Source organism: Kitasatospora sp. NPDC001175, from assembly GCF_053598215.1.
On sequence record NZ_JBSFJU010000128.1, the window covers coordinates 1 to 10829 of the forward strand.

Genomic DNA, 10829 nt, shown 5'->3' on the forward strand with positions numbered 1-10829 from the left:
TGGACCTTAGACAAGCCCTATCGTCGCAGGTCAGCGGCACTCCTCAGTCTTTTGATCACGCCTCGGACAGCCCTGCTCGTGAAAGCGCGAGGCTAAGGCCCGAGGGCTGGCACGACCGGGGCGCCGTTGTAGCCCGGGTACGCATCAGTGACCTGGGCCTATCACTCCTGGTTGGGCTCGTTGGCGGGCACCACCGGGGCCGGGTTGTTGGACGAATAGCCGGAGTCCAGGTTGCTGGCTGGGGCGACGGATGGCGCGTGCAAAGCGCCGACACCCATACCCGGGTGTACGAGCGGCGCGGATGCGGGCGCGGCCGAGCCCGGCGCCGCCACGTACAGCAGTCCCGCGCCCAGGACCAGCCCGGCGACGGCGGCGACAACGGACTTGAGCTTCATGAGTCCCCCGTGGGTTGTTGATCATTGCTGCGAGTCAAGCGCCGTTGACGCCCGGCTGTCAATGATCAGCGGGCTTCAGCCAGCCGCCCGCATGACCAACTCAACCGGATCACGCCGTTATCGCGGCTGTGTACTTCTCGAACTCCTCGGCGGTCTGCTCGACGTAGCTGCACAGCCAGTCGCAGTCGTGGCTCTCGCCGCGCAGCACCAGGTGCAGCTCCTCCGGCGTCGCCCACGACACGTCCGCGGGCGTCCGGGCTGGCGTGCCGGTGCAGGGCGGGAAGACGCGCTGCGCGAGGTATGTGATCGGGTTCTCCGGGGCGTCGCGTCGGCGGTGGTGGGCGTGGAGCCAGCGGGCGAACGTCATCTCCAGGCGGACCACGGGCTGCTGGCCGGAGCCAGCGCAGTCGGTGTTCAAGACCGGCCGGCCGTCCTGAGCGTAAACACGATCGACGGCTCCGGCTTGTACGGCCGCGGGTGCACGTAGCAGCGGCCGTCGCGGCGCAGATGGACGGTCTCCTCGCACACCGCACACAAGCCCTCGTCGGGATACTTATAGTCAATTCCTCCTGAAAGGATTAACGTTGGTGCGACCCACCTGGCAAGATCACGTCTCATGACGTGTGTTCGGTGAAGCACTCATGCTGTCGCGATCGGGCCGCCGGCAGGGCAATGCGGGCTGGTTGGCCTTGACCACCAGCAGGTAGTGGGCTTTCTTCTCCACCGGGAAGCGTGCGTGATCGCGCTGGGCGTGCAGGGCGTCCGTGGTGACGGTGGCCCCGGTCAGATCGTAGGACTCCGGCAGCGCGACAGGGCCCGGGTCCACTTTATCCACCACGAACGCGCGCACCCGGTCGCGCAGCCTCGGTTTTCAGGCTGCGGGCGCGGGTGCCGCCGCCTTGAAGTAGTGCTCGCCGAGGGCTGCGGCGAGGATCTTCTCCTGCTCGGCCCGGCTGCCTCGGTGTCCCAGGCCGCGTACAGCCTGCGGGCGACGTCGTCGGGCATCCTCTGCGTGATGATGCGCAAGCCGCGGTCGTCAGTGGACGTCAGCGGACTTGCCGGCCGCAAGCCGGTCCAAGCCGGCGGTGCGGGCCGCCTCGCCGCCGACGCGCAGCGCGCGGGTCCAGGTAGTGGGGCCAGACGCTCGATTGCCGGCCAGTACGCCAGCTCCAACCCCGCCGATTCCGCCCCCGGCTCGTCCGTGAACCGCGTCGAGCACCACGTGCGTGACCTGTGACTCACCGCCCAGGGCCAGCACGTCGTCCGGATCCTCCACCGCCCGCCCTGCCAGCGGTCCACGGACAGGTCACTGAAGAGGAGGACCGGTTTCCCGGGGCCAGATGCAGGTCGGCACCAAGCTGCGGGCGGCCGCCGAACGCGTAACGCTGGAAGCAGAGCCATCCGCAATCGGCGGCTACCGCACGAAGGAGTGCCAGGTAGGGAGGGAGATCGCCGGTAGCCCTTTGCGAGCTCCAGGACAGGTGAGATGACCTGCACTGACACGCTCCGTCCGTACACGCGCGGACGGCAACGACCGGCGCACCAGCGCCTAAATAAGACAATCGGTATCAGAGTTGACCATTTCGGTTGTCAGCTCATTCCCAAGAAGGCTGTCATGGCCAATCAGACGATCAATGCGCCCTTCACCTTTCAGCGAGGCCAGTCGGTGACCTCCGACGAGGCCCTGCTCATCATGCAATCGGACGGAAACCTGGTCGTATATGACGAGTTCAACTCCCCTCGCTGGGCCTCCAATACCGTCCGCGAAGGCTGGACAGCCGCGTTCCAGGCGGATGGCAACTTCGTTGTCTACACCCGCGAGGGGCACCCGGTGTGGGCCTCCAATACATGGGGACACCCCGGATCCCGCCTGGTCGCACAGGACGACGGCAACGTGGTCATCTACGACGGCAGCCAGCCCATCTGGGCGACGCACACAAATCACTGAGCCCCCTCGCCGCCTCGCCATGTCGAGGATCAAGTCCGATGGTTGGACCATGTAGCCGACCGGCCGGCTGACCGGTGGTCTCGTACTCCCGGTCGACCTCCACTAGGAGCACCAGCACCTCGCTGCCGGGGTCGCGCAGTGGCGGACCTCGGTGGCGGAGTGAGCGGGGAGCCGTGTCCGGTGTCGCAGCGCCCCAGCACCTCTGCTCCGGTTTCGTTGGCAGCCCGGCCGTGCACGGGCAGCTCCCTCACCAGGAGATTCGGGAGCTGCTCGACACACCCCTCGAAGTCCAATAGCGCCACCAGTGCGGCAACGCCCCGCCGGTTGACGGCGGGGCGGGCGCAACACAGTTCACGCGACGGGCCGGACCCTCCTTCAGGATCCAGCGGCGGAAAGCCCGCCCGTAGTCCGACGTCAACGCCCCGGTACCTGCCCCAGGCTGCGGATCACCCGGCCGTAATCGGGCCGAGGTAGGTGCCGCCGGAGACGTCGATGATCTGGCCGGTCACCCAGCGGCTCTGCGGACCCGCCAGGAAGCCCACCACATCGGCGATGTCCTCCGGCTCGCCGAGCCGTCCGAGCGCGGTGAGCGACTCAAGTCCGGCCACAGCCTCGGGAACAGCGGTCCAGCCGGCGGTCATGTCGGTCCGGACCACTCCGGGGTTGACCGTGTTCACGGTGATCCCGCGCCGGCCGAGTTCGTTGGCGAGCGGCGCGCCAAGAGCCGCCAGCGCCGCCTTGGTTACGGTGTAGCCGATCTGGACGGGGGCCGCGATCCGGGTGGCCGCCGAGGCCACGTTGACGATCCGCCCGCCGTCCCGCAGCAGTGGCAGCGCCCGCTGGATCACAAAGATCGGCGTGCGCACGTTGACCGCGAGCAGCCGTTCGAAGTCCTCCTCGGTGAGCTGCCCGATCGGCCCGACCGAGTGGATGCCCGCGTTGTTGACCAGGATGTCCAGGCCGTCCGCGCCGTGGTCCGCCAGCCCGGCGGTGAGCCCCTCGAACAACCGGTCCACCGCACCGTTCTCGCCGAATCTGGCCTGCACCACGAACGCCCGGCCACCGGCCTTGGCGATCAGCGCCACGGTCTCCGCAGCGGCCGCCTCGTTGCCGCCGTAGTGGACCGCGACCAGCGCCCCCTCGGCGGCGAGCCGCAGGGCGACCGCGCGCCCGATCCCGCGCGAGCCGCCCGTCACCAGTGCGGTCCTGCCGTCCAGTTCCCCCACGATCGCCTCTCCCCTGTATCGCCCCGGTCGAATCCGGGACCGATCTCCGGTCGTCACAACCCGATGCCGGGCACCCTTCGAATATGCCCTGGGACGAACCGCTGAAGCCCTCCCTGCGGCTTTTCGGTCTCGACAACCTCCAAGCTGCGCAGGGGCCCTGTCTTCATGTGGCGACAACACCGAGATCACCCGAATCGGGAACCCGCGAACACGCGTGCTGATCCCAAGCCCCGTGGCGGGTTTGCGGATCGCTTCTCAGCGCAAGCCACCCCACGAGGATCGGCCGGCAGAGCGAGTTGAATCCGCCAGTAGACGTGCACAGCAGTTCGGCTCACAGGACTACCGCCGTTCGACTTCTGTAAGCACGTCGAGCGCCCTCGCCAGGCCCAACACGCGCTCTCATTAAGGCGTGGACCCGAGAACCCCCGAACCTCACGATCGCGAAGAGGATGGGCCGAAGGCCAACGGCCCCGAGCCCGCCAAGCCATCCAAACCCACGGAAACACCCAAGTCTCCACCTCTCCCCGAAGCCGCTCCGCCCTCCGAGGCGCCAGTCCCGACACCCCCGTCCGCCGTGCGACCCAAGCCCGAGGCCCCTCCCAATGCCGGGGCAGTACGACCCATGCCCGGGGAGCTGGCCGAGCCTCAGACAACCATCCGGGTGAGCCGAGACGTCGACTTCCCGCTGTCACTCCTCCCGCAATCCCTGCGCCGAGGTCCGTTTCGGGAGGACGCATTCACGTCGGTGCTGCACGAGCCGCGCACCACCGTCGTGGTGGGCCGCTGGCTGGGCGCGGCACTGGTGGTCTGTTTCATGACCGGGCTGCTCAGCCATGTCCTCCAGCAGCCGCCGACCTGGCTGCGCGACCACCTGCCAAGCCGCCCGGTGAACGGCTACCGGGTCACCCAGGGACTGCACGTCATCTCGGGGATCGCCGCGATCCCGCTCCTCGGGGCGAAGCTCTGGGCGGTCTACCCCCGGCTCTTCGGTCATAAGCTTTTGGGCGACAGTCACGACCCCCGTTTGAGAAAGTCGAAGCTGTTCGAGTGGCCGCCTGTTCGCAGCGTGCTGCACGCACTGGAGCGGCTCGGCATCGCGGTCCTGGTCTCCACGATGCTGCTGGAGCTGTTCATCGGACTGCTGAACATCCTTGAGTGGTACCCGTGGCCGTTCCCCTTCCGGCAGACGCACTTCTGGCTGGCCTGGGTGGCCACCGGCGGGCTGCTGGTGCACGTGGCCGCCAAGGGGCCGATGATCGCGCAGCACTGGCGGCGCGGCAGCGTCCCGGGGCTGCGCCAGCGGCGGGCGTTCCTCGGCGCGGTGACGGTGGCGGCCGTCGCGGTCACGGCCACCACGGCCGGTCAGACCGTGCCGTGGCTGCGCCGCCTCACCCTGTTCGCCCCGCGCCGCCCCGACCTGGGCGAGCTCGGTCTCCCCGTCACCCGTACGGCCGCCCAGGCGAACACCACCGTCACCCCGCCGGACTGGCGGCTGCGCATCGATGGTCCACGACCGTACGAACTGACGATGGATCAGCTGCTCGCCCTTCCGCAGTCCGAGTCGCGGCTGCCGATCGCGTGCGTCGAGGGCTGGAGTGCCTCCGCCCACTGGTCCGGGGTCCGCCTCAGGGACCTGCTCGCCCGGGCCGGCGCGCCGCCCACCGCCCGGGTCCGGGTGACCTCGCTGGAGGCCAACGGGCCGTACCGGGTGATGGAGATGCCCGCCGCGTTCGCGCAGGACCCGCTGACGCTGTTGGCGCTCCGGGTGAACGGCCGGGTGCTGACGGCCGACCACGGTTACCCGGCACGAATCATCGCGCCCAACCGGCCGGGTGTGCTGCAAACCAAGTGGGTCGCACGGCTGGAGGTGATCTGATGCGGACGTTCCGGGTGGTGACCGCGCTCGCCGGGACCGGCCTGATCGGGTACGGGGTCTACGGGCTGCTGCACGACAGCTACATCACCGATCCGCTCGACGTGCTGGTCTGGCTGTTCGGCGGGCTGCTGATCCATGACGGGCTGTGGGTCCCGGTGCTCTGTGCCCTCGGGGCGGGCTTCGTCCGGGGACCGGTGCTGCGCGGCTGGCTGATCGTCGCGGCGGCGGTCACCGCCGTGGCGCTCCCGCCCCTGCTGCGCGACGGGCGGAACAACGGCAACGCCTCCCTTCTCCCGCTGCCCTATCTGCGCAACTGGCTGCTCGCTCTTGCCGTCACGGCCGTCGCCGCCGCTGTGACGGCCCTCGTCTCGCGGACCCGCCGCCGCGGATGAGCCGCGAAGGGCGAGCGCGTACCGCATCGAGGGCTGCCGTCGCGCTCGTCCTGGGCGGCCGTCACGGTGACACCGGTGCGACCGGCTCGACCACGCTCACCATCACCTGGGGCCGGGTGGGACCGGTCGGGCCGGGCGCCGCCGAGGCCCGGGCTCACGTCCCCGGCAGTCCGGTCTCAAGGCCGTCGAGCGCGTGCGAGCAGATGCAGTCCCGGGCGCTCGGCAGGCCCTCAAGTGCCTTGAACAGGACGGTCCGCAGCCGATCCACGTTGCGCGCGAACACGGCCAGCACCTCGGCGTGGGTGACCCCCTCCCCGGTCTCCACACCTGCGTCGAGGTCGGTGACCAGGGCCAACGAGGTGTAGCAGAGCCCGAGTTCACGGGCGAGGACCGCCTCCGGATGGCCGGTCATGCCGACCACCGACCAGCCGTTGGCGGTGAACCAGCGCGACTCCGCCCTGGTCGAGAAACGCGGGCCCTCGATCACCACCAGGGTGCCGCCGTCCACCGGCTCCCAGGCGTTGTCCCGGGCGGCGGCCAGCGCCGCGCGCCTGCCGTCCGGGCAGTACGGGTCCGCCATCGAGACGTGGACCACCTCGGGTACCCCGCCGTCCGGCAGCGGCAGCCCGTCGTAGTAGGTCTGCACCCGGCCGGAGGTGCGGTCCACGAACTGGTCAGGGACGACCAGCGTGCCGGGGCCGTACTCGGGGCGCAGCCCGCCCACCGCGCACGGTCCGAGCACCTGGCGCACCCCCAGCGAGTGCAACGCCCACAGGTTGGCCCGGTAGTTGATCCGGTGCGGTGGCAGACTGTGCGCGCGACCGTGCCTGGGCAGGAAGGCGACGCTGCGTCCGGCCACCTCCCCGATGAAGAGCGAGTCGCTGGGCGGCCCGTACGGGGTCTCCACGGCAACCTCGGTCACGTCGTCCAGCAGTGCGTAGAGGCCCGAGCCTCCGATCACGCCGAGCTCGGCTCGCGGGAGCCGGGCGGTGCCTGCGATGGTGTCAGCCACGGTGACTGCCTTTCGGTCTCGTCCTGCCCCCACCATAGAAGCAGCCACCGCCGGAGCGGTGGTCCCGCGTCTTACCGGACTCGGACGGTGCGGCTCTTAGGGTAGGAACCACGAGGGCCCCTCGCCCCCAGCCCCCACCCGGTGGCGGGCGATGAGGGTGCGTCCTCGCCTTTCGGAACCGTCTAAGCGGAGCGGACTGCTGATGCTGATAGCGAAAGGCGCGAACCTCGCGCTGTCCACGACCGGAGTCCGGGTGGAGCTGCACTGGCGCGGCGGTCCCGGTGTCCCCGACGCGGACGCCTCCGCGCTGCTGCTCGCGGGCGGACGGGTCCGCTCCGACGCCGACTTCGTGTTCTACAACCAGCCGCAGGACACCTCCGGCGCGGTCCGCCACCTCGGCAAGCGGCCCGATCAGGACGGCACGGTCGCCGACACGCTGACGGTCGCTCTGGACCAGCTGGACGACGCGGTGGAGACCGTGGTGCTGGCGGCCTCCAGCGACGGCGGCCCGTTCGGGGCATTGCCCGGACTGCACCTGCGGGTGCTGGACTCGCACTCCGGCCAGGAGGTGGCGCGGTTCGAGGACACGGGGGCGAGCAGCGAGACCGCCTTCGTACTCGGGGAGCTGTACCGGCGGGGCGGCGGCTGGAAGTTCCGGGCGGTCGGCCAGGGGTACGACAGCGGGCTCGCGGGTCTGGCCACGGACTACGGCATCACCGTCGATGACGAGCCGGGCCAGGCTTCGGAGCCCGCCCCCGCGTCCGTACCGGTGCCCACACACGCACCCGCACCCGCACCCGCCGACGCACCCGCTCCCGCACCCTCCCCTGTCAGCCTCAGCAAGATCCGCCTCACCGAGAAGGACCCGGTCGTCTCGCTGGCCAAGCACGGGACCACCGCCGGCATGCTGCGCGTGAACCTCAACTGGTCTTCGGCGGAGGGCCCGCAGCCGGGCCAGGGCACCGGTGGCCGACTGATGAAGGTGCTGCGCTCGGCGTTCCAGCCCGTCGCGGCGGCCCGGGATCTCGACCTGGGCTGCTTCTGGGAGCTGGCGAACGGCAGACGGGGCGTCGTCCAGGCCGTCGGCGGGAACTTCGGCGACCTGTACCAGCCGCCGTACGTGCTGCTGGCCAACGACGACCGCACCGGCAGGGTCGCCACCGGCGAGGACCTCTGGGTCAACCTCGACCGGGCCGCCGAGATCCGCCGCCTGCTGGTCTTCGTCTACGACTACGACAAGCTCCCGCTCACCGGCCTGAACGGTCTCGCCACGCTCTTCCCCGTCACCGGGCCGACCATCGAACTGACGCTGGACGGCTGCGAGTTCCCCGCGACCGCCTGCGTGGTCGCGACACTGGAGCACGACGGGAGCGGACTGGCGGTCCGCCGTGAGGGACGGTACTTCCAGGCCACCCCCGCCCGGTCCGTGCACCAGGCGATCGACGCCGCGTACGGCTGGAACTTCGACTGGTTCCCCGGGAGCAAGTGACGGCCCCCACCGCGCGCGGCGCCGGTCCGGGCCACCCCGGCACCAGCCCCCGGCCCACCTCCCGGAACCTGCCGTCCCGGCCCGCCGTTCCGCATACAGTGACCGTCCCGAGAACGGGACGAGAGGCGACGGCACGGGAGCAGGCAGAGGTGGACATGGCAGTGAGCGGCTCAGCGGTGGGCGGGCACCAGGCGCTGGCCTGGCGGGTGCGGCCGGCCGCCCCGGTCGCCGCCGTGCTGGTGCTGCACGGCGGCGAGGTGGCGAGCGAGGCCCGCCCCGGCCCGGTGAACCTGCCCGGGCTGCGGATGACCGGGTTCGTGCGGGCGGTGGCCAGGGCGACGGCGGGCGACGAGGTCGCCGTCGGGGTGGTGCGCTACCGGTACCGGGGGTGGAACGGCGAGCGGGCCGATGCCGTTCGGGACACCACGGCCGCGCTGCACGACCTCGCCGAGGAGCTGGGCCCGGTCCCGACCGTCCTGATCGGCCACTCGATGGGCGGCCGGGCCGCACTGCACGCGGCCGGCCACCCGTGCGTCACCGGCGTGGTCGCCCTCGCGCCCTGGTGCCCGGCGGACGATCCGCACGAGCAGCTGAAGGACCGCCAACTGATCGCGCTGCACGGCGACCGCGACCGGGTGACCGCTCCCGCCGACACCCTCCGCTTCGCGGCACGTGCCCGCTCGGCGGGCGCCCGGGTCGCCGGGTACACCGTCCACGGTTCGGGCCACGCCCTGCTGCGCCGCGCGTCCGACTGGCATCGCGCGACCGCCGGGCTGGCGGGCGCCCTGCTCGGTCTGCGCCCGCTGCCCACCGCCGCGGCGGACGCGTTCGCCCTCGACCAGGACGCCTCCGGTGGTCTCGAACTCCCGCTGCCCAGGCGGATTTCCGAGCCGCCGCCCTCCTACCGAGTCAGCACGTCGAGTTCGTTGTCGGCGTCGTTGACGAAGTAGACCGCGTCACCGTCCAGGTCCACCGCGAGGCCGAAGAGCGCTCCCGCGCCCGGCGGGGTGCCCTCGGAGTTGATCTGCTTGACCGCCACCTGCTTGCCCTTGGGTGTGGTCTCGACGATGTTGCCGTCCCCTCCGTTGACCGTCAGAATGTCGCCTTTGGGCGTGAGGGCCATCCCCAGCGGTCCGTTCAGGGCGCCGCCGGTGCTGATCACCCGGCCGATGCCGTCGCTGTCCTTGCGGGTGAGGGCGCGCGGGATCGCGGTGATCCGGCTCCGGACGGTGTCCGCGACGAAGAGCGTTCCCTCGCGGTCGAGTGCCACCCCGGTCGGGCCGACCACCAGCGCCTGCGGGTCGGTCCGCTGCGGGAAGCCGTCGCCGATGACGGTGGTGGCCACCGGGTGCGGCGGTTTCTTGTCACCCTTGTGGCGCAGGGTGATCCGCAGCACGGTGCCCTGGTCCACCTCGTTGCCTCCGCCGGCGACCGTTCCGTTCAGCACGTTGGTCACGAACAGCTCGCTGCAGTCGTCGTGGCTGACGGCGGTCATGTCCCACGGCCCGTTGATGCCGTCGCCCGAGATGGTCTCGCGCACCGTGCCGTGGCTGTCGAGCACCAGCAGACAGCCCGCCTGGGCGGTGTCCGAGGTGCCGTCGGTGGTGGGCAGGCTGCCCACCACGACCCAGCCGCCGGGGAGGACCGTGAGCGCGGTGGTCAGCCCCACTCCGCCGGGGCACGGGCCGGGGAGGTGCGCCGGGTCGATCTGGGCGAACTGGGTGACCTTCCCATGCGGGCTGATCTGGACCAGCGTGGTGCCGCGGCCCTGCTGGTTGCCGAGCGCCTGCGAGTTGTTGAAGTTGCTGACCAGGATGTTGCCCCGGTGCAGGTCGCCGGCGTTCTCCCGGATCGCGAAGGTGCCGTACGGGTTCAGGTCCCCGTTCGCCGGGACGGTGGAAGCCACCGTGGACACGGTGTTCAGCCGGTTCAGGAACGGCTCGTGTTCGCCGCCCGCGGGACCCGCCGCGGCCGGCGCGGCCCCGACGGCCAGAGTGGCCACCAGCGCTGCCGTGGCGGCCCACGCGCTCGAACTAGCCCGAAGTCTCATCTACTTGCCTCCTGAAGGACGGGCAGGCAGCCCGAAGGGCGGCACTCGGCCCGCGAGAATGACGCAGAATCGTCCCCCGGGACGCCACGTTAGGTTCGACGGGCGGCCGCACGCCCGGTGACTTCCGCCAAAGGGTGGTCACGCTGCGTCATCACGGAGAGCCGGGAAGCCTGGTCGCCAATCGCAGCGCCGTGAGTCCGACGCGTGTTACACGGGCGGGTTCGGCTCCAGCTCGGCTCGTCCGGCCGCGTCGGAGAGTTTGATCAGCACGGCGGTCAGCAGCCAGTTGGCGGTCAGCGACGAGCCGCCGGAGGCGAGGAACGGAAGCGCCTTACCGGTCAGCGGCACCAGGCCGGTCACGCCGCCGACCACCACGAAGACCTGGAGCGCCACGGCCGCCGAGAGGCCGGTGGCGAGCAGCTTGCCGAAGGGGTCGGTCAG

General features: G+C 70.8%; 12 protein-coding genes and 1 pseudogene. 6 read left to right on the top strand and 7 right to left on the bottom strand.

Annotation, left to right across the window (positions count from 1 at the left end; genetic code table 11):
* Positions 1-161: 161 nt before the first annotated feature.
* From ACWDAK_RS39405 to ACWDAK_RS39415, 3 genes and pseudogenes are all read right to left on the bottom strand, one after another.
* Positions 162-395, bottom strand: coding sequence for a hypothetical protein (locus tag ACWDAK_RS39405; protein ID WP_427396159.1), 234 nt, complete (start codon positions 393-395; stop codon positions 162-164).
* 109 nt (positions 396-504) lie between these two features.
* On the bottom strand, positions 505-813 hold the full coding sequence (locus ACWDAK_RS39410; RefSeq protein ID WP_427396160.1) for a hypothetical protein: 309 nt from the start codon (positions 811-813) through the stop codon (positions 505-507).
* A gap of 261 nt (positions 814-1074) precedes the next feature.
* A pseudogene (locus ACWDAK_RS39415) lies at positions 1075-1185 on the bottom strand (ISAs1 family transposase); the annotation flags it as partial.
* Between the two features lie 117 nt (positions 1186-1302).
* On the opposite strand from ACWDAK_RS39415, the gene ACWDAK_RS39420 reads away from it, so the two are divergent.
* Positions 1303-1632: a hypothetical protein gene (locus tag ACWDAK_RS39420; protein WP_427396161.1), complete on the top strand. Its 330-nt coding sequence runs from the start codon at positions 1303-1305 to the stop codon at positions 1630-1632.
* 378 nt (positions 1633-2010) lie between these two features.
* The gene (locus ACWDAK_RS39425) at positions 2011-2343 is read left to right on the top strand and encodes a hypothetical protein (RefSeq protein WP_427396162.1); all 333 of its coding nucleotides are present in this window, start codon (positions 2011-2013) and stop codon (positions 2341-2343) included.
* Positions 2344-2789: 446 nt separating this feature from the next.
* On the opposite strand, the gene ACWDAK_RS39430 is transcribed toward ACWDAK_RS39425, so the two are convergent.
* Positions 2790-3569 carry an SDR family NAD(P)-dependent oxidoreductase gene (locus tag ACWDAK_RS39430; RefSeq protein ID WP_427396163.1) on the bottom strand — a complete coding sequence of 260 codons (780 nt, stop codon included), beginning with the start codon at positions 3567-3569 and terminating at the stop codon, positions 2790-2792.
* Positions 3570-4314: 745 nt separating this feature from the next.
* Here ACWDAK_RS39430 and ACWDAK_RS39435 point away from each other — a divergent pair.
* Together ACWDAK_RS39435 and ACWDAK_RS39440 are read left to right on the top strand one after the other, a co-directional pair.
* The gene (locus tag ACWDAK_RS39435; RefSeq protein ID WP_344637891.1) at positions 4315-5445 is read left to right on the top strand and encodes a molybdopterin-dependent oxidoreductase; all 1131 of its coding nucleotides are present in this window, start codon (positions 4315-4317) and stop codon (positions 5443-5445) included.
* Complete coding sequence (locus tag ACWDAK_RS39440; protein ID WP_344637890.1) at positions 5445-5837, top strand: hypothetical protein; 393 nt, start codon at positions 5445-5447, stop codon at positions 5835-5837. Before ACWDAK_RS39435 ends, ACWDAK_RS39440 begins: the two co-directional genes overlap by 1 nt.
* A gap of 154 nt (positions 5838-5991) precedes the next feature.
* Here ACWDAK_RS39440 and ACWDAK_RS39445 read toward each other — a convergent pair whose 3' ends face one another.
* Entirely contained in the window at positions 5992-6885 is an 894-nt protein-coding gene (locus ACWDAK_RS39445) for an S-methyl-5'-thioadenosine phosphorylase (protein WP_425557694.1), read from the bottom strand.
* Between the two features lie 166 nt (positions 6886-7051).
* Between ACWDAK_RS39445 and ACWDAK_RS39450 the strand changes: the two genes are divergently transcribed.
* Together ACWDAK_RS39450 and ACWDAK_RS39455 are read left to right on the top strand one after the other, a co-directional pair.
* Positions 7052-8338: a TerD family protein gene (locus ACWDAK_RS39450; RefSeq protein ID WP_427396164.1), complete on the top strand. Its 1287-nt coding sequence runs from the start codon at positions 7052-7054 to the stop codon at positions 8336-8338.
* Between the two features lie 155 nt (positions 8339-8493).
* Positions 8494-9288 carry an alpha/beta fold hydrolase gene (locus ACWDAK_RS39455; RefSeq protein WP_427396167.1) on the top strand — a complete coding sequence of 265 codons (795 nt, stop codon included), beginning with the start codon at positions 8494-8496 and terminating at the stop codon, positions 9286-9288.
* Here the strand turns inward: ACWDAK_RS39455 and ACWDAK_RS39460 are convergent.
* Positions 9240-10388, bottom strand: coding sequence for a hypothetical protein (locus ACWDAK_RS39460; RefSeq protein ID WP_427396165.1), 1149 nt, complete (start codon positions 10386-10388; stop codon positions 9240-9242). The two genes, ACWDAK_RS39455 and ACWDAK_RS39460, sit on opposite strands and share 49 nt — an antisense overlap.
* A gap of 207 nt (positions 10389-10595) precedes the next feature.
* Positions 10596-10829, bottom strand: a 234-nt coding sequence (locus tag ACWDAK_RS39465) for an FtsW/RodA/SpoVE family cell cycle protein (protein ID WP_427396166.1), incomplete at its 5' end; no start/stop codon positions are given.

Bases quoted from the DNA above. Each gene is read 5' to 3' on its own strand.
- ACWDAK_RS39440 (WP_344637890.1), top strand. From the start codon at position 5,445: ATGCGGACGTTCCGGGTGGTGACCGCGCTCGCCGGGACCGGCCTGATC.
- ACWDAK_RS39405 (WP_427396159.1), bottom strand. From the start codon at position 395: ATGAAGCTCAAGTCCGTTGTCGCCGCCGTCGCCGGGCTGGTCCTGGGC.
- ACWDAK_RS39460 (WP_427396165.1), bottom strand. From the start codon at position 10,388: ATGAGACTTCGGGCTAGTTCGAGCGCGTGGGCCGCCACGGCAGCGCTG.
- ACWDAK_RS39425 (WP_427396162.1), top strand. From the start codon at position 2,011: ATGGCCAATCAGACGATCAATGCGCCCTTCACCTTTCAGCGAGGCCAG.
- ACWDAK_RS39450 (WP_427396164.1), top strand. From the start codon at position 7,052: ATGCTGATAGCGAAAGGCGCGAACCTCGCGCTGTCCACGACCGGAGTC.
- ACWDAK_RS39455 (WP_427396167.1), top strand. From the start codon at position 8,494: ATGGCAGTGAGCGGCTCAGCGGTGGGCGGGCACCAGGCGCTGGCCTGG.
- ACWDAK_RS39445 (WP_425557694.1), bottom strand. From the start codon at position 6,885: ATGGTGGGGGCAGGACGAGACCGAAAGGCAGTCACCGTGGCTGACACC.